The organism is Streptomyces sp. 3MP-14 (assembly GCF_006334905.2).
In the GTDB taxonomy this organism is placed as follows: Bacteria; Actinomycetota; Actinomycetes; order Streptomycetales; family Streptomycetaceae; genus Streptomyces; species Streptomyces triticirhizae.
This window is the reverse complement of record NZ_VDLZ02000017.1, coordinates 78,114-102,507: the sequence shown is the minus strand read 5'-3', so window position 1 is coordinate 102,507 and position 24,394 is coordinate 78,114. Positions and strand designations below refer to the sequence as shown.

Genomic DNA, 24,394 nt, shown 5'->3' with positions numbered 1-24,394 from the left:
GGCATGGCGTCCATCCGGTGTCAAGGGTTCGGTCCCCGAGGTCCTCGGTATCGTGGCCGGGAACGCGGCCGTTCCCCGTTCGCCGCCCACGGCAGAGGAGATGATCGCCGCATGGTGACGATGAGCGACGTCGCGAAGGCCGCCGGGGTGTCCGCGATGACGGTCTCCAACGTCCTCAACGGCCACCCGCACGTCAGCGAGGAGACCCGCCGGCGGGTGACCGAGGCCGTCGAACGGCTCGGCTACCGGATGAACGTCGCGGCCCGCAACCTGCGTTCGGGCACCACCGGCGTGATCGGCCTGGCGATCCCCGACATCGACCAGCCCTACTACGGCCGGCTGGCCTCGCTGGTGATCGCCGAGGCGGCCCGGCGCGGCTACCGGGTCGCCGTCGAGCAGACCGGCGCCTCCCGCGAGGGCGAGGCGCAGGCCGTGGCCAACTCGCGGCTGCGCACGTACGACGGACTGATCATCGCCACCGTGGAGTTGGGCGACGAGGACGCCGCCGCGGTCTTCGCCGGCTTCCCCGTGGTCGCGCTGGGCGAGCGGATCAGCGAGGCGAGCGTGGACCACGTCGGGATGGCCAACTTCGAGGGCACGCGGGACGCCACGCTGCACCTGGTGGAGCGGGGCTGCCGCCGGATCGCGGCGATCGGCGGGCGGATCGAGGGCGAGACCGGCGCGGCCACCCTGCGCACCGCCGGCTATCTGGCGGCGCTCGACGAGGCCGGCCTGCCGCGCGACGACGCGCTGCTGGTGCCGTGCCCGTTCAACCTGGCGGGCGGGGTGGCGGCGGTGCGCCAACTCGCCGCCGACGGCGTCCCGTTCGACGGCCTGATGTGCCTGACGGACTCGATGGCACTGGGCGCGCTGCGCGGCCTGGCCGACCTGGGGCGAAGCGCCCCTGGCGACGCGCTGGTCACCGGCTTCGACGACGTCCCGCAGGCCGCGTACGCGGTGCCCTCGCTGACCACCGTCGCGCCCGGCCACGCCGAGATGGTCACGACGGCGCTGGAGTTGCTGACCGAACGGATGGCCGGCCGCCGGGCCGAGGACGAGGCGCGGAACGTCACCGGCCCGCACCGCCTGATCATCCGCGAGTCAACGGGCGGCTAGCCGGCGGGCGGTGGAGCGCCAACGGCCGCCGGCCCTCCCCCACGCACGCGGGTGCGGCGCCTCGCGGCTGGGCCGGCCGGCCCAGCCGGCCGAAGTGGCCGCCGGCGGCGGCCGGTTGGGCGGTGGGGGCCGGCCGCGGCGAAAGCGGTGGCCAGGGGTCGGCGCGGTGGCCGAGGATGGCGGGATGGAACTCCCGGATGTTGACGTGCGGTGGCGGGCTTCGGTCTCGGACGCCGAGTTGGTGGCGCTGACCGTGTCGCACGGTGGACGGTCGGAGCCCGGGTGGTGGGACCGGATTCGGCCGCACTCCCTGGGCTGGGTGACCGCCCGCGCCGCCGACGGGCTGCTCGTGGGCTTCGTCAACGTCGCCTGGGACGGCGGCGTCCACGCGTTCCTCCTGGACACCAAGACCAGGGGCGACTGGCAGCGGCGCGGGATCGGCACCGCCGTGGTGCGGCTGGCCACCCTGCGGGCGCGGGACGCGGGGTGCGAGTGGCTGCACGTCGACTTCACCGACGAGCTGCGGTCCTTCTATCTGGAGGCGTGCGGCTTCGCTGCCCCACAGGGCGCCGGGTTGATCAACCTCCACTCGGCGCTGCCCACTCCGAGGTGAGCACGTCGCCCGCCCGGGTCCGGCCGGCCGGCCTCAGCGTTGGAACATCTCCGCCGGCAGCGGCTTCAACAGCTGGTACAGCTCGTCCGTGATGGGCCGCTCCCAGCTGGCGATGGTCACCAGCACGCCGTCGCTGCGGTCGAACTGCACGCAGGCGATGCGGCTCTCGCTGCACAGCACGCGCCGCACGATCAGCAGGTTCCCGTCGTGCATCACGGGGACCTCCTCGGTGCCCGTGCAGCGGACCTCCTCGTCCATCTCCAGCGCCGCCATCAGCTGGAGGACCTCGAAGGGCACCTCGTCGTCGCCGCGTTCCCTGGCCGGGGAGCCCTCCGGCAGGTTGCCGATCACCATCGCGGGCCCACGACCGCCGAAGAGGTCGTAGCGCAGCACCACGCCCTGGCAGCTCCCGTCGGGCGCGGGCAGCAGCCCGGCGCCGAGCACGCCAGGCCAGTCCCCCGGGTCCATGGCCAGGACGTCGAAGTCGGGCCCGGCGGGCGATGCGGCGTTGCGGCGGCGGAGGAAGGACATGTCCGCCATCGTACGTCGGGCGGCTAGCCGCCGTCGGGCCCGTCCCCGCGCAGCGTTGCCACCTGTCGGTACAGCTCGGCGGCCTCCGCGCCGCGCCCCAACTGCTCCAGGCAGAGCGCCTCGTCGTTGCGGCTGATGAGGGCGTCCGGGTGGGCCGCGCCCAGCAGCCGTTCCCTGGCCCGCCGCACGCGTTGGAAGCGTTCCAGGGCCTCCTCCCAGCGGCCGAGCCAGCCCAGCGCCACCGCGATCTCCCGCTCGCTGACCAGGGTGTGGGGGTGTTCGGGCCCCAGGGTGCCGGCCCTGGCCCGGTGCACGTCGGTGGCCTCGGTCAGGGCCTCCTCCCAGCGGCCGAGCCGGCCCAGCGTCATGCCCCGGCCGTGGCGGGCGCGCAGGGTCTCCGCGTCCTCCGGCCCCCGGGTGCGGGTGTACGCCTCGATCAGCACCTCGTAGAGCGGCAGCGCCTCGGCCGGGCGGCCGAGCCGGCCCAGGCAGATGCCGACCTCGTAGACGACCTCCAGGGTGTCGTGGTGTTCGGCGCCGAGCACCTGGACCCTGGCCTCGGCGACCTCCCGCAGCTCGGCCAGCGCCTCCTCCCAGCGTCGCAGCCTGGCCAGCGCGTAGGCGGCCTCGAAGCGGCTGGCGAGGGTGTCCTCGTGCAGCTCGCCGAGCGCCTCGCGGCGCTGTTCGGCGACGGCGTCGTGCACCTCGTGCGCCTCCTCCCAGCGGCCGAGGCGGCCGAGGCTGAGGCCGGCCCGGTGCCGGCTGTCGAGGACGGCGAGGTGTTCGGGCGAGGGGCCGCGCCGGGTCGCCGGCGGGTGGGCCAGCACCGTCGCGGTCATCCCGGTCCACTGGCCGGTCAGCCCGGCGGAGCGGTCCGGCGGGGAGAGCCGCAGCGACCACGCCCCGCTGGCCCGGGAGCCCGCGCGCATCCCGCACGTCCACTCCGGCAGCCGGGCCGGCTCGCGCCGGGTGCGGGGCACCAGCTCGCCGCCGGTGGTGACGACCCGGCGCTGGCCGAGGAGTTGGCGGAGCAGCGCGGCGGCGTCCTCGGGGCGTTCGTCGGGGTCCTTGGCGAGCAGCGCCAGGACGAAGCGTTCCAGCCCCTCGGGCAGCTCGGGCCGCAGGGTGCGGGGCGGCTCGGGCTGGGTGTCGCGGTGGCCGATGAGGATCGCCCAGGGGTCGCCGAGGTCGAACGGGGGCTGGCCGGTGGCGATCTCGTAGAGCACGCAGCCGAACGAGTAGAGGTCGCTGCGGGCGTCCACGTTCACGCCGGCGATCTGCTCGGGCGACATGTAGTGGGGCGTGCCCATGGCCATGCCGGCGCTGGTGAGCTTGGTGGACAGGCCGATGTCCTGGGCGAGGCGGGCGATGCCGAAGTCGCAGATCTTCACGGTGCCGTCGGTGAGCCGCATGATGTTGGCGGGCTTCAGGTCGCGGTGCACGATGCCCTGTTCGTGGGTGTAGGCGAGGGCGGCGGCGACCTGTTCGGCGATGTCGACCACCTCGTCCACCGGCAGCGGTCCCGGGCCGGCGGCCTGGAGCAGTTCGCTGAGGTTGCGGCCCTCCAGCAGCTCCATCACCAGGTAGAGGATGCCCTCGGACTCGCCGAAGTCATGGACCACGGTGACGCCCCGGTGCTGGAGCCCGGCGGCGACCCGCGCCTCGCGCCGGAACCGTTCCCGCAGCACCCGCAGGAAGGACTCCTCCTGTTGACTGCCCAGCGGCTTCAGGCACTTGACCGCGACCGAGCGGCCGAGCGCCTCGTCCCTGGCCCGCCAGACCTCCCCCATTCCGCCGCGCCCGATGAGATCGAGCAGTTGGTAGCGGCCATGCAGCAGCACGCCATCCGCCATCGTCCGGCACCCACCCCCGTCGTCGACCCGATGTCCACCCCCGCCCCCAGTATGGCGTCCCGGGCGGGACGTTCCTATGCCAAGCGGCGGGAAACAGATGGAACGGGCGGATTCGCAACGCCTGTTGACGCCCCGGACCCGCCGTCACACCCGGGTGTGCGGGCGTTCGGCCGGCGCGGGCACCGCGTCCGCGCGGGGCTTCGGCAGCCGGCTGCCCTCGACGTCGACGTGGGGCAGCAGCCGGTCCAGCCAGCCCGGCAGCCACCAGCCGGCGCGGCCGACGAGGACCAGCACGGCGGGCACCAGGGTGAGCCGGATCAGGAACGCGTCGACCGCCACGCCGACGGCCAGGGCGAGGGCGATCGGCTTGACGATGGCGTCCTCCATGGTCACGAAGCTGGCGAAGACCGCGAACATGATCAACGCGGCGGCCGTCACCACCCGGAACGCCAGCGGGGCGCCCTCCCGCACCGCGTCGGCCGGGGCGGCGCCGTGCGCGTGCCGCTCGTGGATGCGGGAGACCACGAACACCTCGTAGTCCATGGCGAGTCCGAAGAGGACGCCCATCAGGATGATCGGCAGGAAGCTGACCACGGGCCCGGTGCGGGCGACGTCGAGCGCGCCGGCCAGCCAGCCCCACTCGAAGACCATCACCACCGCGCCGAAGGCGGCGGCCACCGAGAGCAGGAAGCCGAGCGTCGCCTTGAGCGGCACCACCAGGGAGCGGAAGACCAGCAGCAGGATCAGCAGCCCGAGGCCGACCACGACGGCGCCGAACGGGACCATGGAGTCGCTGAGTTGGCGGGAGACGTCGACGGCGACGGCGGTGTTGCCGGTCACGGCGAGGGTCACGCCGGTGGTGGGGGCGTTCTCCCGGGAGAAGTCCCTGATGGTGTGCACCAGTCGCTCGGTGCCCTCCTGGTCGGGTCCGCTCGCGGGCACGGCCTCGATCAGCCAGGCGGTGTCCCGTTCGGTGGGCCGGGCCGGCGCGACCTGGGCCATGCCGGGCAACGCGCCGAGCCGGTCGGTGACGTCGGCGAGGGCGGGCGCGGGGTCGCCCTCGACGTCGGCGGTGTCGGCGAGGATCAGCAGCGGGCCGTTGAGTCCGGGGCCGAAGGCGTCGCTGATGGCGTCGTAGGTCTCGCGTTCGGTGCTGCCATGGGGCGCGGAGCCGTTGTCGGGGAGCGCGAGGCGCAGTTCGCGCGCCGGGATCGCGATCACCAGCAGGCCGACGACCACGGCGAGCACGGTCAGCAGCGGCCGGCCGGTGACCAGCCGCACCCAGCGGTCGCCGAGGGTGGCGGCCGGCGCGGCGGAGGCGGCGTCGTGCTCCTCGCGTCGGGCGGCGCGGGAGCCGGGCGCGGGGCGCAGCCGTTCGCCGGCGAAGCCGAGCAGCGCGGGCAGCAGGGTGACGGCGACCAGCACGGCGACGGTCACGGTGGCGGCGCCGGCCAGGCCCATCACGGTCAGGAACGGAATGCCGACCACGGAAAGCCCGCAGAGCGCGACGACAACGGTCAGCCCGGCGAAGACCACGGCGCTGCCGGCGGTGCCGAGCGCCCGGCCGGCCGACTCCTCGGGGTCCATGCCCCGGGCGAGGTGGGAGCGGTGGCGGGAGAGGATGAACAGCGCGTAGTCGATGCCGACGGCGAGGCCGAGCATCACGGCCAGGGTGATGGCGGTGGAGGACAGCGTGAACAGGTGCCCGCCGACCAGCAGGGCCGCGACGGCGGTGCCGACGCCGACCAGCGCGGTCAGCAGCGGCATCCCGGCGGCCAGCATCGAGCCGAAGGTGATGACCAGGACCAGCAACGCGACGACCACACCGAAGAGTTCCTTGGCGCTGATCTCGACGCCGGTCGGGGAGAACGCCTGCCCGCCGACGTGCACGTCGAGGCCGGCGGCGCGGGCCGGTTCGACGGTGCGCTGGAGCGCCTCGGTGGTGCCGTCGGCGAGTTGGAACGCGGTCTCCGGGTAGCGCACGGTGGCCAGCGCGGTGCGGCCGTCGGCCGAGATGGTGCCGGCCTCCTCGGGCGGGACGACGGCGGAGACCTCGGGCGCCTCGGCGGCGTTGGCGAGGGAACGGGCCAGGGGCTCGGCCCAGCGCTCGTCGGTGATGGGGCTGCCGTCCGGGGTGGTGAACACCAGCTGCCCCGTGGTGCCGCCGGCGGCGGGCAGCACCTCGCGGAGGGTGTCCAGCGCGCGCTGGGACTCGGAGCCGGGGATGGTGAACTCGTCGTCGAGCGCGCTGCCCAGCGCGCCGCTCACCGCCAGCAGGGCGGCCAACGCGCCGAGCCAGAGCGACACCGCGAGTCGCCGACGCCGAAAGGCGCCGCGACCGAGCCGATAGAGGAGGGTGGCCATGGATGCTCCACGGAGGGTGAGTCAACGGGCGATGCACGGGCCCGGACAACCGGCCCAGCGGGACGCTACCGCGCATAACTGGCGCTTCGCCAAAAACAACCCATCGCGCGCATGTTCCCCTCATTCCCGACTCACCGGATGGGGTGACGGGATGCCCCCACGGTGGACGCCTGCCGGCTTGGCTCGGGACCGGGCGCGCTGAGCGCGCCCGGGGGCGCGGGGCGCGGGGCGCGGGGCGCCTGCGGCGGGCGGGTGGCGGTGGGCGCCTGCCGCCGGCGCGGGGCAGGGGCGGGGGGCGCCTGCGGCGGGCAGTTCGCACACGGCGGGCGGCGGCGGGGCTGCCTGCGGTGGGGCGTTCGCCACGGGGCGGGTGGCGGTAGGACTGCCTGCGGCGGGCCGCGGCCGGCGGGCGGATGGCGCGGGCCGGGTGGCGGGCTGCCGGCCGGCGGCGGGGGCGGGGGGCGCCTGCGGCGGGCGGTTCGCACAGGGCGGGTGGCGGCGGGCGGTTCGCGGCGGGCGGGTGGCGGCGGGCGGTTCGCGGCGGGGCGCGGAGCGCCTGCGGCGGGCGGGTAGGCGCCGAAGGCTGGCCGCCTGCGGCGGGCGGATGGACGCCGGAGGCTAGCCGCCTGCGGCAGGCGGATGGCGCGGGCCGAGTGGCGGGCTGCCGGCGGCGGGGGCGGGGGGCGCCTGCGGCGGGGCAGCTGCGGCTGGCAGTTCGCACAGGGCGGGTGGCGGCGGGCGGTTCGTGGCAGGGCGCGGAGCGCCTGCGGCGGGCGGGTAGGCGCCGAAGGCTAGCCGCCTGCGGCGGGCGGATGGCGCGGGCCGGGTGGCGGGCTGCCGGCGGCGGGGGCGGCGCGGGCCGCTTGCGGCGTGCGGGGCCCGCGCCCGGGGGCGTGCGGCCGACGGTGGCGGGGCGAGGAGGGGGCGCCTGCGGCGGGTGGTTCGCACAGGGCGGGTGGTGTCCGGCGGGTGGCGGCGGGCTGCCTGCGCCCGGGGGCAGTGGGCGCCTGCGGCCGGGCCGTTCGCCACGGGGTGGGTGGCGCGGGCCGCCTCACGGCGGGGAGCGCTTGCGGCGGGGGCATCGGGCCGCCTCGCGGGGACTGTGGCCGGTGGGCGCCTGCGGTGGGCCGTTCGCCACTGGGTGGGCGCCCGGGGTAGGTTCCCGGCAGCGGGCTGGCGCTGGTCGAGGCGCACGCCGCTCGTCAGGCCATCGACACGACGTGAACACGGACCACCCGATTGGCCGGCGCAGAACCGAACTCCTATACGTGAGGGCACAGTTCGGGGCAGCCTGACCGAGACGACCGCCAAGCGGGCGCCAAAAGTCTGGCCACCTCACGGCGGGTGACATCGGCCTGGCCAATCGCCCGGCAGCGAACCGACGTTGCCCGGGCAGCGCCCGGGGCGCACGCAGTGCGGCGGGCCGTCGGCACGACACGAACGCCGGTCGAACTCCCGCACAAGCGAACACGGTTCGTTGCCGGCCCGGAGCAGCCCCGGACCGGTGCCCGACCAGGCAGAGGGAACGCGGGCCGGGTCCGGTGCGCGCAGTCACTGGCATTGCGGGTAGACCGTGCCCTCGGCGGGGCGTTCCCGCACAGCGGGGTGCTGGCCGTCCGACGCGAGGACCGAACTCGCATACGCAGGGGCACGGTTCGGGGCTGAGCCACCGATACGGCGAGCGAGAGCCGGAGGCCGGCCATTCGCGCGCGACGGGTGGCCTTGGCCGAACGGCCTCCGTAGGGCCACGCTGCTCAGCAGGCCGCCGACATGGCAGGAACGCCGCCCGAACTCTCGTGCGGGAGGGCATGGGTTCGAGGCGGCACGAGCCGAGGTGGTCTGACGGCGGCCCGCTGCACCTGGCGGATCGAGCCCCGGCGGGTCAACACGACCGGACGGCCCGCCGGAAGCCAACCGGCGGGAAGTCCCGCCGTGACGCGGCCCATCCTGAGTCGTTGAACGGACTGTTTACTTCCAGACGGGCACCTACAAAAAGGTCCCCCACCCCCCGCGCCCGCTCTCGGGAGTCGACGGCGCGCGGACTACCAAGACGGCAGACTATGTTCGCGCGGCAGCGTGGTCGTTGACCGAACCCCCCACCCACCGAGCCACCCAACAGCGGACCATCACCGTCCCCGTCAGTCGCCCGATGATCGGCCACGTTCGAGACGGGCGACATGCCGGGGCAGGCCGGCGAAGCCGGTGCGCGCTACGCACGCCCCCAGCGGCCAACCGGCCCTCGAACAAGCCGCAGTCCCTGCGCCCGGAGGGCACGCACCGCACTCCCGACCACCCTGGCGGCAACAAACCCCACCTCCCGGAAGCCGCGCCCCCCTTCCCAGCCAGCCTCCTGCCGGTATTCGTTACGCCCGCACCCGGCCGACCCACCCGCCATCTAGGCCCGGCGTCGTGGTCCGCGCCAGAGCCCCAACCCTTCACAACGAGTCTCGTCGAGGGACGGCGACCAGTCGGGCTGCCCCGCACCGGCCACCGGCCCGCAGACAAACCCCGCACCCAACCACCACCACCCGCACAGCCACCCGGCCACCCGACCACCCCGCCGGCAAGGCCGCCCGCGGCCGACGCCGCACCCACCACCGCCACACGCCGGCCCCGCCGGCCCCGCCGGCCACGGCCGACGCCGCACCCCCCGCGCACCCCCGGAGGGACTGGTCAGACGGCGGAGCGTTCCCGCCACAGCGTCAACACCGACGCGTCGCCCGTCGCCCGGAGTGGGGGCGCCTCCCAGGGGAGGCGCCCCCACAGCGCCGCGTACAGGTCGGCCGCCGGGCCGCTGACGCGGCAGTCGAAGCGTTCGGCCGGCCCCCGCCGGGTGCGCGGCGGGTCCTCGGTGAGGTGCACCGTCCACTCCGGCCCCTCGTCGGCCCGCACGGAGAACACGCGCGGCGCCGCGCTGCGGACCCGCGAGCGGGTCCTGGCGTGGAAGCCGGTGAGGAACTCGTCGATCCCGTCCAGCGCGAGCGCGGCCGGCGTGGGCGACGGCGTGCGGCCGGCGGCGAGTTGGGCGTCCATCAGGTGCACGGTGGTCTCGTGCGCCTGCCGACGGGCCCAGAACGCACGGCCGTTGGGCGATCCGGGCAGGAACGTGAAGCAGCCGGTGGTCTCGTCCGCCGCGCGCAGCGTCGCCAGCAGGGCGGCCAGGCCCTCGGCGAACCAGTCGGCCAACTCCCCTTCGGACGGCCGTTCTTCGGGTGGTGGCACGCGCTCGGTCAGCCGCTCGCGCACGAAGCGTTCGGCCCAGCGGTGCACGTTCCCCAGGTGCCTGGTGAGGTCGTCGAGCCGCCAGCCGGGGCAGCTCGGGACCTCGGCCCGCCAGTCGGTGGCCTCGGCGGCCGAGAGGTAGGCGCGGCCGGCGAGGTCGAGGGCGGCTATGTGTGCTCCGGTCTCCATGGGGCAACGATCGCAGAGCGTCGGCCGTCGGCGCCCCGGCGCGCGACCCGCGCACGCGGGGGCGTCCCCCTACGTGACCGCGCCCCCCTTGAGCACCGATACTGCGGGGGCGAGCGCGGCGGGCGGCCGTTCGTCGCGCGTCGGACGCGGCAGGACGCGTCGGGGCGGGGTCACCCGCACGCATCGCACGCATGGCACGCGTCGCACGAGGAGGCACCGATGAAGTTGCTGATCAACGGGGCGGAGCGGGTGGTCGCCGACGCGCTGCGCGGCATGGCGGCGGCGCACCCGGAGTTGCGGGTGGACGTGGCACGGCGGCTGGTGGTGCGCCGGGACGCGCCGGTGGCCGGCAAGGTGGGCCTGATCTCCGGGGGCGGCTCCGGCCACGAGCCGCTGCACGCCGGCTTCGTCGGCCCGGGGATGCTGGACGCGGCGTGCGCCGGTGAGGTGTTCACCAGCCCGGTGCCGGACCAGATGACGCGCGCCGCCTCCGAGGTGCACGGCGGCGCCGGGGTGCTGTTGATCGTCAAGAACTACACGGGCGACGTGTTGAACTTCGACATGGCGGCCGAGCTGGTCGAGGAGGACGGCATCGAGGTGACCAAGGTGGTGGTCCAGGACGACGTGGCCGTCACCGACAGCACCTTCACCGCCGGCCGGCGGGGCACCGGCGGGACGCTCTTCGTGGAGAAGCTGGCCGGCGCCGCCGCCGAGGAGGGCGCGCCGCTGGCCAGGGTCGCCGAGATCGCCCGCCGGGCGGCGGACGCCTCGCGCAGCTTCGGGGTGGCGCTGCACGGGCCGACGACGCCGGCCAAGGGCAGCCCGACGTTCGACCTGCCGCCGGACGAGCTGGAGCTCGGCATCGGCATCCACGGCGAGCCGGGCCGGGAGCGGCGGGCGATGCTCAGCGCGGCGGAGATCGCCGACGTCTGCGTGGAGGCGCTGCTGGCCGACTACCCGACCTCGCCGCCCGGGCCGCTGATCTGCCTGACCAACGGGATGGGCGGCACGCCGCTGCTGGAGCTGTACGGCTTCCACGCCGAGGTGGTCAGGGCGCTGGACGAGCGCGGGGTGACCCTGGCGCGTAGCCTCGTCGGCAACTATGTGACCTCGCTGGACATGGCCGGCTGCTCGGTGTCGCTGTGCGAGGTGGACGACGAGCTGCTGCGGCTGTGGGACGCCCCGGTGTCCACGCCGGGGCTGCGTTGGGGTCACTGAGAGGAGCCGGGAGTGGCAGGGCAGACGGCGGAGCGTGACGCCGCTTTCATCGTGGAGTGGCTCCGGGCGTCGACGGAGGCGGTGCGCGCCGAGGCCGACCGGCTGACGGAGCTGGACTCGGCGATCGGCGACGCGGACCACGGGACCAACATGCGCCGGGGTTTCACGGCCGTGATGACGACGCTGGAGGCGGAGGAGCAGGCGACGCCGGGCGGGGTGCTGCTGGTGGCGGGGCGGACGTTGGTCTCGACGGTGGGCGGCGCCTCGGGGCCGCTCTTCGGCACGCTGCTGCGGCGCTCGGGGAAGGCGTTGGGCGAGGCGGAGCGGGTGAGCGACGGCGACCTGCGGGACGCGCTGGAGACCGGCGTGGCGGCGGTGGGCCAGCTGGGCGGCGCGGCGCTGGGCGACAAGACGATGCTGGACGCGCTGCTGCCGGCGGTGGCCGAGCTGCCGGACTACGCGGCGGCGGCCCGCGCCGCCGAGCAGGGGTCGAAGGCGACGATCCCGCTGCGGGCGCACAAGGGCCGGGCCAGCTATCTGGGCGAGCGCAGCGTCGGGCACGAGGACCCGGGCGCCGCCTCGGCGGCGCTGCTGCTCGGGGCGCTCTTCCAGGTGGCGCGGTGACGGGCCCGGCGGAGGGCGGCGGCAACGCGCCCGGGGGCGCCCCGGAGCCCATGGTGGGCGTGGTGCTGGTGTCGCACAGCCACGAGGTGGCCAGTTCGGTGGCGACGCTGGCGTCGGGGCTGGCCGGCAAGGGGCATCTGGCGCCGGTGGTGCCGGCGGGCGGCACCCCGGACGGCGGGGTCGGCACCAGTTCCGAGCTGATCACCGAGGCGGCGTGGCGCGCCGACCAGGGCGTCGGGGTGGCGATCCTGGTGGACCTCGGCAGCGCGGTGCTGACGGTCAGGGCGCTGCTGGCGGAGGGCGACGTGCTGCCGCCCGCCGCGCGGCTGGTGGACGCGCCGCTGCTGGAGGGCGCGGTGGCCGCGGTGCTCACCGCGTCGACCGGGGCCGACCTGGACGCGGTGGAGGCGGCCGCTTCCGACGCCTGGGACTACCGCAAGGTCTGAGCGGCGGGCTGGGCGAACCAGGTGGGTTCGTCGGCGCCGGCCAGCCGGATGCGTTCCAGCGCGTGCTCGGACAGCGGCGGCAGCGCGTCCAGGGTGAACCAGCCGACCTCGGCCGACTCGTCGTCGTTGACCCGGGCCTCGCCGCCGACCGCGCGGCAGGCGAGGCTGATGTCGAGGAACTGGCAGACGTCGCCGTTGGGGTAGCGGATCGGGTCGGTGGCCTCGACGGCGAGCACCCGTTCGACGACGCAGTGGACGGCGGTCTCCTCCTCGACCTCGCGGACGGCGGTCTCGGCCGGCTCCTCGCCCGGCTCGGGAATCCCGCCGATCAGCGTCCACCGCCCGTCGTCGGCCCTGCGGACCAGGAGGACGCGGCCGTCCTCGTCGAGGACGACGCTGGTCACGCCGGGCAGGAAGAGCGGCCGGTGGCCGATGGTGGCGCGCAGTTCGCGGATGAAGTCGGGCGTGGCCATGGTGCGAAACCTCGGGTTGTTCAGCGGAGTTCGGGCGCGGGCGCGGCGGTCAGCAGCGAGCGGCCCTGGGCGTAGCGGCGGGCGGCGTCCGGCAGCGGGACGCGGCGGCCGTTGGCCAGCACGGTGAGGGTGCCGGTCGGTGGGGCGCTGGGCGCGGGCTGGGCGCCGATCCGGCGCAGCGCCTGGGCGGCGACGGCGGCGGCCGAGCCGTGCAGGGTGACCCGCCGGCCGGTGAGGGCGGTCAGCTCGCGGCCGATCTCGTCGGCGACCAGCTCGTAGTGGGTGCAGCCCAGCACGACGGTGGTGGTGTCGGGCGGGGTCAGCTCGGTGGCGGCCTTGATGGCGGCGCTGACGGCGGCCGCGTCGGCGGCCTCGACCGCGCCGGCCAGGCCGTGGCAGGGCACCTCGGTGGCGGGCGCGCCGTCGGCGAACTCGGCGAGCAGGCCGCGCTGGTAGGCGCTGCCGGTGGTGGCCGGGGTGGCCCAGACGGCGAACGGGCCGCCGGCGGCAGCGGCCGGCTTGATGGCGGGGACGGTGCCGATGACGGGGAGCGCCGGCTCCAGCTCGGCGCGCAGCGCCGGGAGGGCGTGCACGCTCGCGGTGTTGCAGGCCACGATGAGGGCGTCGGGTCGCTCGGCGACGGCGGAGCGCGCGCACGCGAGCGCGCGCTCGGTGATCCGTGCCGGGTCGAGCGGGCCCCAGGGCATGTGCGCCGGGTCCCCGGAGAGCACCAGGTGCGCGTCGGGCCGCAGCCGCCGTGTCTCGGCGGCCGCGGCCAGCAGGCCGATGCCCGAGTCCAGGAGTGCGATTCTCACGAAGCCCCAGCCTACGCGGGGTTCGAGAGGGACTCGGGCACCGCCTTGGCGGTCACTTGCGGCCCGGGGTCCACTGCATTCCGAAGCCGTAGGCGTGGTCCACGGTGCGCTGGGGGCTGACGCCCCGGTCGGGAACGAGGTAGCGGGCCTCGCGGTTGACGACCAGCCCGCCGTTCTGGTTGGTGAGGGTGGCCAGGACGCAGACCGGGGACGGCACGTTGCACTCGTCGAGGAAGAACTCGATGGGGCCGCCGCGCTCCGGGGTCAGGGTGACGGTGGCGGCGAGGTCCTGGAAGCTGGTGGCGCCGGCGTAGATGGTCACGAAGATGACCACCCGCTTCAGCTCCTTGGCGTGGTCGAGGTTGACCGTGAGGTTCTCGCCCTGGGCGCGGGCGCCGGTGCGGTCGTCGCCGTCGAGGTGCATGTAGGGCGGCTGGTGGAGCGAGCCGAAGGCGTTCCCCAGGGCCTGGATGACGCCCTTGCGGCCGTCGGTCAGCTCGAACAGGGCGCACAGGTCGAGGTCGAGCCCGCCGCCCATGGCCTTGGCGATGCGGTCCTTCCAGCTGGTCTGCTTGGGCGCGTTGCGCTGCTGCCAGTTGAGGTTGATCAGCATCTGGCCGCCGGTGGCGCCCTGCTTGGCCAGGGAGATCGCCGGGGCGTCCTTGGTGAGGGTGATCTTGCTCAGCCGGATCGGGGAGCCGCCGCCCTGGGTCGGCGTCGGGCTCGGGCTCGGGGGCGCGGCGGCCGGCGCGGCCGGTGCCACGGGGGTGGGCGGGGCCGGCGGCGGGGTGGGCGCTGCGGCCGGTGCGGGCGCCGGGGCGGCGGCGGGCGTGGGCTCGTCGTCCACGCTGATGCCGAAGTCGGTGGCCAGGCCGGCGAGTCCGGTGGCGTAGCCCTGGCCGACGGCGCGGAACTTCCAGGCGCCCTGGCGGCGGTACAGCTCGCCGATCACGAACGCGGTCTCGCTGCTGGCGTCCTCGCTGTCGAAGCGGGCGATCTCGGCGCCGCTGTCGGCGTCGAGCACCCGGACGTGCAGCCCGGGGACCTGGCCGAAGGTGCCGCCGTCGGCGGAGGCCGCGAGCACCACCTTGTCGATCTCGGCCTCCACGTCGGCGAGGTCGACGGCCAGCCGGTCGACGACCGCGCCGCCGTCGGGCTGCTTGCCGTCGTATCGCACCGAACCGGACGCGTGGCGCGGCTGGTTGTAGAAGACGAAGTCCGCGTCGGAGCGGACCCGGCCGTCCTTCAGCAGGAGCGCGGAGGCGTCCACGTCCGGTGTGCCGGCCGACGTGTTCCAGCCGATCTCGACGCGGACGGCCCGCGCGGGCACCGGGACATTAGAGCCTTTGAGCATCGTGCGTTCCTCCGTCGGGTGGGGCCTGGACCTGTCCTGGACCTGTTCGTATACCCCTGTTCGCGCTGGGAACGACTCACTATGCCATCCGGTTCCCGGGCGGCCGGGACACACCCGTGAAACAACCTCACGAGGCCACCCATCGGCGTTTTATCCGTAATTCCCGGAATTGCCCGCTCGGCGGCCTGGCCGACGGCGCAAATGAGCCGCTAATCGGTCTCCCCAACGACCCGATGGTGGGCTTAACTTATGGAGCATGACCCTCCCGCGCCCCTACGGTGGTGGCTACTCCTCCTCCGCCTTCCCCGACACCCCCATCTACGACAGGCTGGTGGCCGAGCGGGGAACCCCGCAGATCGCCCCCATCCGGGTGCCGGCCGCGTATGACTCGCTGGGGTACCAACACCCCGCCCCCCAGCCGTCGTTGCCCGCGTTGCCGGCCCTGCCGTCGGCCGCCTCGACGCCGCCCCCGCAGCACGGCGGCGGCTACCAGGGCTACCAGCCCACCCCGGTCAGGCAGCCGCTCGCCGCGCCGGCGCCCGCGCCCGGCGGCTACCAGGGCACCGGCGGCGGGTACATCCCGCAGCAGACCGCCGGCGGCCGCCCCTACCCCGGCGCCGGGGCGCCGCACGCCGGCCCGCCGCAGCAGCCCAGGCCGGCGGCCCCGCAGCAGGCGCGCCCCGCCGCGCCCCAGCCGATGCGCCCGGCCCCGCAGCCGATGCGCCCGGCCGCGCCGCGCCCCGGCGGCTACCCCGCCGCGCCCGCGCCGTACCCGCAGGCCCAGCAGGCCCCGGCCCCCGCGCCCGGCTACTGGTCGGAACAGGGGGCCTGAGGAAGCGAAGGGCTCAGGGGTCTCGCGGCGCCACCCGGCGAAGGGCCGGGGTCACAGCTCGACGTCCTCCAGCACCCCGAGGGCGTCGGGCACCAGCACGGCCACGGAGTGGTAGGCGCTGACGAGATAGGAGAGCACGGCGCGCTCGTCGATGCCCGCGAAGCGCACGTTGAGGCCGGGAGCGTGTTCGTCGGGGAGGGCGGCCGGGCGCAGGCCGACCACTCCCTGGCGTTCGGCGCCGGTGCGCAGCGCGAGCACGGAGCTGGTGTTGGCCCGTGAGACCGGGATCTTGTCGCAGGGCAGCAGGGGGATGCCACGCCAGGCGTGGACGGGGGTCCCCTCGAACTCGACGGTCGGCGGGTAGAGTCCGCGCGCCGTGCAGGCCCGTCCGATGGCCGCGATGGCGCGCGGATGGGCCAGCAGCAGCCGGGTGTCCCGGCGGCGGGTGACGAGCTCGTCGAGGTCGTCCGGGGTCGGCGGCCCGGTGCGGGTGTACACGCGTTGGCGCGGATCGACGTTGTGGAGCAGGCCGAACTCCCGGTTGTTGACCAGCTCGTGCTCCTGCCGCTCGCGCAACGCGTCCACGGTGAGGCGGAGTTGCTCCTGGAACTGGTCCATGGGCTCGCCGTGCAGGTCGACGACCCGGGTGTGGACCCGCAGCACGGTCTGGGCGACGCTCAACGCGTACTCGCGCGGCGCCGGTTCGTAGGCGACGAAGGTGCCGGGCAGCGTCGGCTCGCCGGTGTGGCCGGCGGCGATGGCGATGTCGGCCTCGCCGCGCCGGTTGCGCGCGGGCACCCGGCGTTCGGCGGCGCGCGCCAGCTGGGCGGCGAGCGCCGGGGTGCGCTCGGCGAGTTCGGCGACGGCGGCCAGCGGCAGCGCCAGCACGGTGGTGCGGGTCGCGGCGCGCAGGGTGTGCGGCCAGCGGCCGGGGTCGCCGACGAGCGCCTGGGCGCCGGCGAACGCGCCCCCGGCGAGGGTGGCCAGCTCGACCGGTCCTTCGTAGGCGCCGGGCACCGAGCGGCGGACCTTGCCGTGCGCGATCAGCAGCACCTCGGTGACGGGCGCGCCGGCCTCGGCGATGGTCTCCCCCGCGCGGTGTTCGCGCGGCCGGCAGAGGTCGGCGAGGGCCTCCAGCGTGACCGCGTCGTCCAGGCCGGCCAGCGGCGGGAGTTCGCGCAGCTCGGCGGGGATGACCCGGAGGTCGGCGCCGGTGGCGTGGAACTCGACGCGGCCGTCGCCGAGGGTGTGGGTCAGCCGGCGGTTGACCCGGAAGGTGCCGCCGGGGAGCCCGGTCCACGGCAGGGCGCGCAGCAGCCAGCGGGGTGTGGTGGCCTGGCTCTGCGGCGGGGTCTTGAGAGTGCTGGCGAGTTGGGCGGCGGCGTCGGTGGCGAGCGCGGTGCGGGCCTGGGCGGCCGCGTCGGCGGCTTCGTCGAGCGCTGCGGGGCTGGGGGCGTTCACTCGGGGCCTTTCGGTGGCGGGCCGCCGCCGCGCGGCGGAGGTGGCGCGGCGGCGGCGGTCTGGCCGGGGGAACGGACGCCCCGGAACGGAAACGCGGACGGGCAACGGGCGCGGTCGCCCGGAGAAACGGCGAACGGGAGAACAGGCGTGGGAAGACGGGCGCGGGAAACGTTTTTCCCTCACCGCCCCCGGAATGCGAACTCCCGTTCCCCGCACAGGGGTTCCCGTTTCTCCGCGTCAGGGTGGCGGGCTCAGTGGCCGATCTCGACGTCCTGGAGAACGCCCAGCGCGTCGGGCACCAGCACGGCCACGGAATAGTAGGCGCTCACCAGATAGGAAATGATCGCCTGTTCGCTGATGCCCATGAAGCGAACGGAGAGGCTGGGCTGGTACTCGTCGGGAATTCCGGTGCGGTGCAGCCCCACCACGCCCTGGCGCTCCGCGCCGGTGCGCAGCGCGAGGACCGAGCTGGTGCCGGCCGGGCTGATCGGGATCTTGTCGCAGGGCAGCAGCGGCACCCCGCGCCAGGCCGGCACGGAGTGGCCGGCGAACTCGGCCGGCGCCGGGTAGACGCCCCTGGCGTTGCACTCCCGGCCGAACGCGGCGATGGCGCGCGGGTGGGCCAGCAGGACGCTGGGCTCCTTCCAGACGGCGGCCAGCAGGTCGTCGAGGTCGTCGGGGGTGGGCGGCCCGGTGCGGGTGTGCAGCCGCTGCCGTGGGTCGGCGTTGTGGAGCAGGCCGAACTCCCGGTTGTTGACCAGCTCGTGCTCCTGCCGCTCGCGCAACGCCTCAATGGTCAGGCGGAGTTGCTCCTCGACCTGGTTCATCGGCTCGTTGTAGAGGTCGGCCACCCGGGAGTGCACCCGCAGCACGGTCTGGGCGACGCTCAACTCGTACTCGCGCGGAGCCAGTTCGTAGTCGACGAAGGTGCCGGGCAGCGCCGGCTCGCCGACGTGGCCCGAGGCCAGCGCGATCTCGGACTCGCCGTTGGCGTTGCGCTGCCCGGGGATGCGGGTGCGGGCGGCGGCCAGGTGGGCGGCCAGCGCCTCGGAGCCTTCGGCGATCCGCTCCACGTCGGCCCGCGCGAGGGTCAGCACGGTGCCGCTGGTCAGAGCGGTGAGGCCGTGCTCGAACGCGCCGGGCTCGGCCTCGGTGAGGGCCTCGGCGGCGAAGAAGTCGCCGTCGGCCAGCACGTCGAACTCGGTCTCGTTGTCGTAGGCGCCGCGCCCGCGCCGGCTGAGCTTGCCGTGCGCGATCAGCACCACGCGGTCGGCGGGGTCGCCGGCGCGCACCAGCACCTCGCCGGGCACGAAGTCCCGCTGCGCGCACGCCTCGGCGAGGGCCTGGAGCGTCGGCTGGTCGTCGAAGCCGGCCAGGCCCGGGAGTTCGGTCAGCTCGGCGGGGATGACGGAGATCTCCGCGCCGGTGGAGTAGAACTCGACGCGCCCGTTGCCCACGGTGTGGCTCAGCCGGCGGTTGACCCGGAAGGTGCCGCCGGAGACCTGCACCCAGGGCAGCACCTTCAGCAGCCAACGCGAGCTGATCGCCTGCATCTGCGGCGGCGTCTTGGTGGTGGTCGCCAACTGGCGGGCCGCCGCGGTGTCCAGGCTGAGCCGGGGCGCTGCCGCCCCGCCGTTCTCGGCCGGATTGTCGGGCGTCGGTTCGAGCGAACCCTCAACGGAAGTGGTCATGCGAGAAAGTGCCCCATCTGCGGATGTCCGGCGGCCAGTGAGAGACCCTGGGATAAGGCCCTGGAACCAGGGCCGGCCAAGAAACTAAGGGCTTTTCCCGAGCCGCCGCAATCACTCAAAAGTGGCGCCAACTCCCGGATTTCCAAGGGGAATTACTGGGTAGCCCACCGGGATCAGCCGGCTTCGGGCGGGCGGCCGTGTCGACGGCGGGACCGGTGGCGGGCCCGCCGCCTACCAGGCACCTACCAGGCACTAGGGTGGGGGCGCTCGGGCGCGAAGATCGCGCGCCGGGGCACGCGCGCCCACGCGCGCGGCCCACGTTCGTTCCGAACCCCCACCGTGAGCGCTCGCGGTGGAACGCGGTCCGCGTCCGGCCGGTGCGCGGCGCGCTACGGTGGAGCGGCCGGAGGCGCGCGGTGAGGTGTGGTTCGACCTCGCATCCTGGGTGGCACTTCGCACAGGTCGGCGCGGGTTCGACACAGGTTGGCGCAAGGTTGGCACGAGGTTGGGGCACAACAGTCCATGGCTAGAGGCTCGGTCCAGGTGACGCACACCGGAACTGCACGCTGGCGGCGGCGGACGGCCGTCTACGGCACGGTGGCCGAGGCCCTGGCGGCCGCCGCCGACGGCGACGTGCTGCTGCTGGCGCCCGGCACCTACCGGGAGAACCTGGTGGTCGAGCAGGCCGTGACGATACGCGGCCCGCACGACGAGCGGGACGGCCCGGCCCGGATCGCCCCCGTCGAGGGCGTTCCGCTGACGGTGCGCGGCTCCGCCACGGTGCGGGAGTTGCTGATCGAGGGCCAGGACACCACCGCGCCCGCCGTGCTGTTGGAGAGCGGCACCCCCGAGCTGACGGGCCTGCGGGTGCGGACCGCCTCGGCCGCCGGCGTCGAGGTGCGGTCCGGCGCCCGGCCGACCGTGCGGGACTGCGCGATCGCCAACGCGACGGGCGTCGGGATCAACGTCAGCGACCAGGGCGGCGGGCTGTTCGAGGACTGCCGGATCACCGAGACGGGCCGCGCCGGGATCGCGGTGACCGGCCCGGCCCACCCGCGCCTGGAGCGCTGCCGGGTGGAACGCGCCTCGGGCGCCGGCCTGACGGTCACCGGCGACGGCAGCGCGGTGGACGCGCTCGGCTGCGTCTTCGACCAGATCAAGGGCGTCGGGGTGCGGCTGGCCGAGCGGGCGACCGCCCATCTGACGGAGTGCCAGGTCTCGGGCACCACGGGCGACGGGGTGACCCTGGAGACCGACGCCGTACTCACCCTGGCCGACAGCCGGTTGACGGACATCCCGGAGAACGCCCTCGACCTGCGGTCCCGTTCGGTGCTGACGCTGATGCGCACCAGGGTCACCCGGTTCGGGCGCAACGGCGTCTCGGCGTGGGACCCGGGCACCCACGCGGACGTGCACGACTGCGAGATAGCCGAGTCCACCGGCGACTATCCGGCGGTGTGGGTGAGCGACGCGGCCACCGTGGTGCTGGAGTCCTGCGTGGTGCGCGAGGTGCCGGACGCGCTGTTCGTGCTCGACGCCGGCTCGCGCGCCGACGTGGTGGACAGCACCCTCACCGAGGTGCGCGGCTCGGCGGTCTCGGTGAGCGACGGCGCCACCGCGCGGCTCGACGCCTGCCGGGTCTCCGGCGCCGGCACCGGCGCCTGGTTCCGGGACGCGGGCAGCGGCGGCTCGGTCACCGGCTGCGTCATCGAACGCAGCAGGACCGGGCTGATCGTCACCAAGGGCGCCGACCCGACGGTCTCCGAGACCGACGTGCTCTCGCCGTCCGAGGCCGGGGTGTATGTCTCGGCGGGCGGCCGGGGCCGGTTCAGCCGCTGCCGGGTCACCGACTCCGGCGGCTACGGCTTCCATGTGATCGACGGCTGCCGCAGCGAGTTGACCCGTTGCCGCACCGAGCGCTGTGCCAGGGGCGGGTTCGTCTTCACCGAGGAGGGCCCCGAGGTGACCGACTGCCACAGCGACGAGGCCGTGCCGCCCGGCGCCCAGCCGCCGCCGGCCCGCGTCACCGAGCCGACGACGGTGGCCCCCGTTCTCGCGGAGCCGACCCCGGCCGCGCCGAAGACGCCCGCGCCGGCCGCGCCGCCGGCCGCCGAGGAGCCGGCTCAACACCGGCCGTCCGAGGCGGTGTTGGCCGAGCTGGACGCCCTGGTCGGCCTGGAGTCCGTCAAGCGGGAGGTCCGGGCCCTGATCGACATGATCGAGGTGGGCCGCCGCCGGCAGGCCGCCGGCCTCAAGGCCGCCTCGGTCCGCCGCCACCTGGTCTTCACCGGCTCCCCCGGCACCGGCAAGACGACGGTGGCCCGGCTCTACGGCGAGATCCTCGCCGCGCTGGGGGTGCTGAAGCGCGGCCACCTGGTGGAGGTCTCCCGCGTCGACCTGGTCGGCGAACACATCGGCTCGACCGCGATCCGCACCCAGGAGGTCTTCGAACGGGCCAGGGGCGGCGTGCTGTTCATCGACGAGGCGTACGCGCTCTCCCCCGAGGACGGCGGCCGGGACTTCGGCCGGGAGGCCATCGACACGCTGGTGAAGCTGATGGAGGACCACCGCGAGTCGGTGGTGGTCATCGTCGCCGGCTACACCGAGGAGATGGCCCGCTTCCTGGCCACCAACCCGGGCGTCGCCTCCCGCTTCTCCCGCACGATCGCCTTCGGCGACTACTCCCCCGAGGAACTCCTCGACATCGTGCGCCAGCAGGCCGGCGAGCACGAGTACGACCTCGCCGATGGCACCGAGGACGCGCTGCTGAAGCACTTCACGGCGATGGACCGGGGCGCGAACTTCGGCAACGGCCGCACCGCGCGGCAGACGTTCGAGTCCATGGTGGAACGCCACGCGGGCCGCGTGGCCCGCCTGCCGGAACCCAGCACGGCCGAGCTGACGCTCCTCCACCCCGAGGACCTGCCGGCCCTGCCCTGACCTCCCCTTCCGGACGGGCACCGTGGCGGCCCGACGGCGGCCGGCCCGACCACCCCGACACCCGCACCGCGCGCCGGACCCACGCCGACATCGCCTCCTGGTGATCAACCGCCTCCCTCAGCCCCGGGCGCCGACTCGACCCCCCGCGCGGGCAGCGCGGACGGGCCCTGCGTGGGCAGCCGCGTGGCCGGCTCCGGCGCCAACCGGCGCATCAGCGCGGCGCGTTCCTCCGTGAAGGCGGGGTCCGCCGCGTAGTCGCCGTGGCCGAGGATCGGCTCGGGCAGCGGGGAGCGCAGGTTGCGGCCGTAGTGCAGCGGGTCGGCCAACGCCGGCCGGTCCACCGGCGGTTGGTCGCCCTCCGCGACCCGCACCGGGCCGCCGATGGGGTCGGTGTGCCGCCACAGGTTCCGCCAGCACCGCAGGTCCCGGTGGAGCGCGCGCAGCGCGCCCGGGCCGAAGTACGCGGGGAACCACCGCCCGTAGAGCCGCTCCAGCGGCGAGCCGTGGGTCAGCAGCGCGATCCGGCTGCGGGTCGCGGTGTCCAACTGCCACACGGCGGCCGCCGCCAGCACGCTGCCCTGCGAGTGGCCCGAGATCACCAGCCGCCCGCCGGTCGCGTCGATCCAGGTGCCCATCCGCCAGGACAGGTCGGGCACCGCGCGCTCCGCGTAGCAGGGCGGGGCGAACGGGTGCGCCGCCCTGGGCCAGAACGTTCCGACGTCCCACAGGATGCCGACGGTGCGGCGGGCGCCGGCGTCCCGGTAGGCGCGGCGGCCGAGCGCCAGCAGCAGTATCACGCCGAGGCCCATCAGCCAGGAGCCCAGCGCCTGGCAGGCGTCGGCGACGACCTGGAGCGGCACCGGCCCGCCGTCGGCGGCCTGCGAGGGCGTCTCGCGGGTGAGGGTGCCGGCCACCGTGCCCAGCCCCAGCAGCAGGCTGACGCCGGCGATCCAGCCGACCAACGCGGGGGCCGACTCGGTGAGTTCGGCGCGCGCGACGGCCGAGGCGATGCGGCGGCTGCGGTCGGCGTCCGGCGCGCAGGACTCCTCCGGGTACCGTTCCCTGACGGTGGGCGCCAGTTCCCGGCGCCTGCGCAGCACCCGGCCCACGCCGACCAGCGCCAGCACGAGCAGCACCAGCAGCAGCGGTGGGATGGCCGCCGCCTCCCAGCTGAGCATCACCGGCGGGCCGGCGATCCGCGCCTCCGGGTCGCCCGGCACCGCCGATGGGTCGAGCCAGTCCGCTATCCGCTGCGTCACTCCCCCGGTGAACACCCCGCCCAACGCGCAGGCCAGCAGCGCCACGGCGGCCCCGCCGAGCCCGGCGAGCGCGCCCCGTTCCCCGTCCCGCGCCTGGCGGTGCAGCCGGAACGCGGCCCAGGCCAGCGCGACCACCAGCACGCCCTGGGCGACCACCAGCGCCGGGAACACCTCGCTGCCGGCGGGGAGTCGGCCGGCGCTGGACCAGCCGGGCCGGTTCCACGCGGTGTGCGCCAGCACCAGCACCAGCAGCGCCATCGCGCCCCACGGCAGGGCGCGGGCGGCCGGCGGCTCGGGCCGCTCGTCCGGCTCGTCCTCGCTGCGGCCGTGCCGGATCTGCCCGACCAGCAGCACCAGCCAGCCGGCGAGGGTGAACGCGGTCAGCAGCAGTCCGGTGGACGCCATCACCGGGTCGCCGTCCGGGCCCCGGTCGTGGGCGCCGGTGGCGAAGAGCAGCGCGCTGGCGACCGTGAACAGCCCGGCGGCGGTGTGCCCGGCGCGCAGCCGGGCGACCAGCACCCGGCCGTACCAGAAGCCGGGTAGGCTCAACGCCGCGTCCTCCCCGTCGGTGCGGGGCCGCACCGGCGGCGACGCCGACTCGTAGGCGCTCCAGGTGCGGTGCGAGAGCCACCACAGCAGACACAGCAGCGCGACCGGCAGCAGGGCGCCGACCAGCAGCCGCCGGCCCGGCTGGCCCCACCACGGGTGGGTCGCCCACGGCTCGATCCACGAGGCGCCGCGCGCGCAGGACTCCGCGCCGCCGCACTGCCAGGCGACCAGGTCGAGGGAGACGGCGCAGGCACCTGCGGTCAGCAGGACGGTGAGGGAGAGCGCGGTCAGCCGCACCAGCAGGTCGTAGCGGCGGTTGGCGCGGGCACCGGTGCGGCCCGAAGGGCGCATCCAGTGCGCGACGTTGACGATCATGAACGGGAGCAGGAGCAGCCACAGCGCGCGGGCGCCGTTCCCCGAGGTGAGGTTGGACCAGGAGTACGCCTCGCGCACCGGGCGGGCGTCGTCCCAGGGCCGGTCCACGAGGTCGTCGGTCCTGCGGTGCACGCTGGCGGTGGCGTCGCCGGTGATCCGGGTGGTGCGGGCGTCCTCCAGCATCTCCTGGGGAGTCGCGCCGCCGACGCCGTGCACCAGTAACTCCATGGCGGGCGCGCGCTGTCCGGGCCCGGTCCCCGTTCCCGTCGCCGGCCCCGCGCCCGTTCCCGCGTGCGTTCCCGTTCCCGTTGCCTGAGCGGCGCCCCGGCCCGTCTCCTGGCCCGGGTTCTGGCCCGAGTTCTGGCCCTCGCCCTGGCCCGGCGTCTCGTTCGGCGTCATCGCGTCCCCTGTCCGGCACGCTCCGTGCGCGCGCCTGCCTGTCAGGAACTCTCTCCCGCGAGGGCGTGGT

17 protein-coding genes are annotated in these 24,394 nt (G+C 75.3%); 7 read left to right on the top strand and 10 right to left on the bottom strand.

What is annotated here, in order from left to right; genetic code table 11:
- Positions 1–111: 111 nt before the first annotated feature.
- On the top strand, positions 112–1,116 hold the full coding sequence (locus FH609_RS25410; protein ID WP_226961943.1) for a LacI family DNA-binding transcriptional regulator: 1,005 nt from the start codon (positions 112–114) through the stop codon (positions 1,114–1,116).
- 184 nt (positions 1,117–1,300) lie between these two features.
- A complete protein-coding gene (locus tag FH609_RS25405) occupies positions 1,301–1,729 on the top strand; it encodes a GNAT family N-acetyltransferase (protein WP_139671893.1) in 429 nt (142 codons plus the stop codon).
- A 33-nt stretch (positions 1,730–1,762) separates the two neighbouring features.
- Here the strand turns inward: FH609_RS25405 and FH609_RS25400 are convergent, their stop codons facing one another.
- From FH609_RS25400 to FH609_RS25385, 4 genes are all read right to left on the bottom strand, one after another.
- Positions 1,763–2,260, bottom strand: a complete 498-nt coding sequence (locus FH609_RS25400; protein ID WP_139671890.1) for a hypothetical protein — start codon at positions 2,258–2,260, stop codon at positions 1,763–1,765.
- Positions 2,261–2,283: 23 nt separating this feature from the next.
- Positions 2,284–4,113, bottom strand: a complete 1,830-nt coding sequence (locus tag FH609_RS25395; protein ID WP_139671887.1) for a serine/threonine-protein kinase — start codon at positions 4,111–4,113, stop codon at positions 2,284–2,286.
- A gap of 144 nt (positions 4,114–4,257) precedes the next feature.
- A complete protein-coding gene (locus FH609_RS25390) occupies positions 4,258–6,477 on the bottom strand; it encodes an MMPL family transporter (RefSeq protein WP_139671884.1) in 2,220 nt (739 codons plus the stop codon).
- Positions 6,478–9,150: 2,673 nt separating this feature from the next.
- Entirely contained in the window at positions 9,151–9,888 is a 738-nt protein-coding gene (locus tag FH609_RS25385) for a maleylpyruvate isomerase family mycothiol-dependent enzyme (RefSeq protein WP_139671881.1), read from the bottom strand.
- A gap of 219 nt (positions 9,889–10,107) precedes the next feature.
- Between FH609_RS25385 and dhaK the strand changes: the two genes are divergently transcribed.
- The 3 genes from dhaK to FH609_RS25370 are packed head-to-tail and all read left to right on the top strand — an operon-like array spanning position 10,108 to position 12,176.
- Positions 10,108–11,106, top strand: a complete 999-nt coding sequence (dhaK, locus tag FH609_RS25380; protein ID WP_139671878.1) for a dihydroxyacetone kinase subunit DhaK — start codon at positions 10,108–10,110, stop codon at positions 11,104–11,106.
- Positions 11,107–11,118: 12 nt separating this feature from the next.
- Positions 11,119–11,730 (top strand): dihydroxyacetone kinase subunit DhaL, encoded by a 612-nt coding sequence (gene dhaL / locus FH609_RS25375; RefSeq protein ID WP_193318040.1) that lies wholly within the window; start codon positions 11,119–11,121, stop codon positions 11,728–11,730.
- A gap of 50 nt (positions 11,731–11,780) precedes the next feature.
- Entirely contained in the window at positions 11,781–12,176 is a 396-nt protein-coding gene (locus FH609_RS25370; RefSeq protein ID WP_139672142.1) for a PTS-dependent dihydroxyacetone kinase phosphotransferase subunit DhaM, read from the top strand.
- Here FH609_RS25370 and FH609_RS25365 read toward each other — a convergent pair.
- From FH609_RS25365 to FH609_RS25355, 3 genes are read right to left on the bottom strand one after another with little or no spacing between them, the layout of a single operon-like run.
- A complete protein-coding gene (locus tag FH609_RS25365; protein WP_139671875.1) occupies positions 12,161–12,649 on the bottom strand; it encodes an NUDIX hydrolase in 489 nt (162 codons plus the stop codon). The genes FH609_RS25370 and FH609_RS25365 overlap by 16 nt on opposite strands.
- 20 nt (positions 12,650–12,669) lie before the next feature.
- Complete coding sequence (locus tag FH609_RS25360; RefSeq protein WP_139671872.1) at positions 12,670–13,464, bottom strand: glutamate racemase; 795 nt, start codon at positions 13,462–13,464, stop codon at positions 12,670–12,672.
- 52 nt (positions 13,465–13,516) lie between these two features.
- Positions 13,517–14,818, bottom strand: coding sequence for a TerD family protein (locus tag FH609_RS25355; protein WP_139671870.1), 1,302 nt, complete (start codon positions 14,816–14,818; stop codon positions 13,517–13,519).
- Positions 14,819–15,074: 256 nt separating this feature from the next.
- Between FH609_RS25355 and FH609_RS25350 the strand changes: the two genes are divergently transcribed.
- A complete protein-coding gene (locus FH609_RS25350; RefSeq protein ID WP_139671866.1) occupies positions 15,075–15,650 on the top strand; it encodes a DUF6643 family protein in 576 nt (191 codons plus the stop codon).
- Positions 15,651–15,701: 51 nt separating this feature from the next.
- Here the strand turns inward: FH609_RS25350 and FH609_RS25345 are convergent, their stop codons facing one another.
- Positions 15,702–17,111: a family 2B encapsulin nanocompartment shell protein gene (locus FH609_RS25345; protein WP_139671864.1), complete on the bottom strand. Its 1,410-nt coding sequence runs from the start codon at positions 17,109–17,111 to the stop codon at positions 15,702–15,704.
- Positions 17,112–17,362: 251 nt separating this feature from the next.
- Positions 17,363–18,802, bottom strand: a complete 1,440-nt coding sequence (locus FH609_RS25340) for a family 2B encapsulin nanocompartment shell protein (protein WP_139671861.1) — start codon at positions 18,800–18,802, stop codon at positions 17,363–17,365.
- Positions 18,803–19,324: 522 nt separating this feature from the next.
- Here FH609_RS25340 and FH609_RS25335 point away from each other — a divergent pair.
- A complete protein-coding gene (locus FH609_RS25335; protein WP_139671859.1) occupies positions 19,325–21,742 on the top strand; it encodes a right-handed parallel beta-helix repeat-containing protein in 2,418 nt (805 codons plus the stop codon).
- Between the two features lie 104 nt (positions 21,743–21,846).
- Here FH609_RS25335 and FH609_RS25330 read toward each other — a convergent pair whose 3' ends face one another.
- Positions 21,847–24,324: a hypothetical protein gene (locus FH609_RS25330; RefSeq protein ID WP_193318039.1), complete on the bottom strand. Its 2,478-nt coding sequence runs from the start codon at positions 24,322–24,324 to the stop codon at positions 21,847–21,849.
- Positions 24,325–24,394: the final 70 nt, after the last annotated feature.

What these genes read in the sequence shown, in the direction of transcription:
- FH609_RS25410 (WP_226961943.1), top strand. Translation starts at nt 112, where the DNA reads ATGGTGACGATGAGCGACGTCGCGAAGGCCGCCGGGGTGTCCGCGATG.
- FH609_RS25405 (WP_139671893.1), top strand. Translation starts at nt 1,301, where the DNA reads ATGGAACTCCCGGATGTTGACGTGCGGTGGCGGGCTTCGGTCTCGGAC.
- FH609_RS25400 (WP_139671890.1), bottom strand. Translation starts at nt 2,260, where the DNA reads ATGTCCTTCCTCCGCCGCCGCAACGCCGCATCGCCCGCCGGGCCCGAC.
- FH609_RS25395 (WP_139671887.1), bottom strand. Translation starts at nt 4,113, where the DNA reads ATGGCGGATGGCGTGCTGCTGCATGGCCGCTACCAACTGCTCGATCTC.
- FH609_RS25390 (WP_139671884.1), bottom strand. Translation starts at nt 6,477, where the DNA reads ATGGCCACCCTCCTCTATCGGCTCGGTCGCGGCGCCTTTCGGCGTCGG.
- FH609_RS25385 (WP_139671881.1), bottom strand. Translation starts at nt 9,888, where the DNA reads ATGGAGACCGGAGCACACATAGCCGCCCTCGACCTCGCCGGCCGCGCC.
- dhaK (WP_139671878.1), top strand. Translation starts at nt 10,108, where the DNA reads ATGAAGTTGCTGATCAACGGGGCGGAGCGGGTGGTCGCCGACGCGCTG.
- FH609_RS25370 (WP_139672142.1), top strand. Translation starts at nt 11,781, where the DNA reads ATGGTGGGCGTGGTGCTGGTGTCGCACAGCCACGAGGTGGCCAGTTCG.
- FH609_RS25365 (WP_139671875.1), bottom strand. Translation starts at nt 12,649, where the DNA reads ATGGCCACGCCCGACTTCATCCGCGAACTGCGCGCCACCATCGGCCAC.
- FH609_RS25355 (WP_139671870.1), bottom strand. Translation starts at nt 14,818, where the DNA reads ATGCTCAAAGGCTCTAATGTCCCGGTGCCCGCGCGGGCCGTCCGCGTC.
- FH609_RS25350 (WP_139671866.1), top strand. Translation starts at nt 15,075, where the DNA reads ATGACCCTCCCGCGCCCCTACGGTGGTGGCTACTCCTCCTCCGCCTTC.
- FH609_RS25340 (WP_139671861.1), bottom strand. Translation starts at nt 18,802, where the DNA reads ATGACCACTTCCGTTGAGGGTTCGCTCGAACCGACGCCCGACAATCCG.
- FH609_RS25335 (WP_139671859.1), top strand. Translation starts at nt 19,325, where the DNA reads ATGGCTAGAGGCTCGGTCCAGGTGACGCACACCGGAACTGCACGCTGG.
- FH609_RS25330 (WP_193318039.1), bottom strand. Translation starts at nt 24,324, where the DNA reads ATGACGCCGAACGAGACGCCGGGCCAGGGCGAGGGCCAGAACTCGGGC.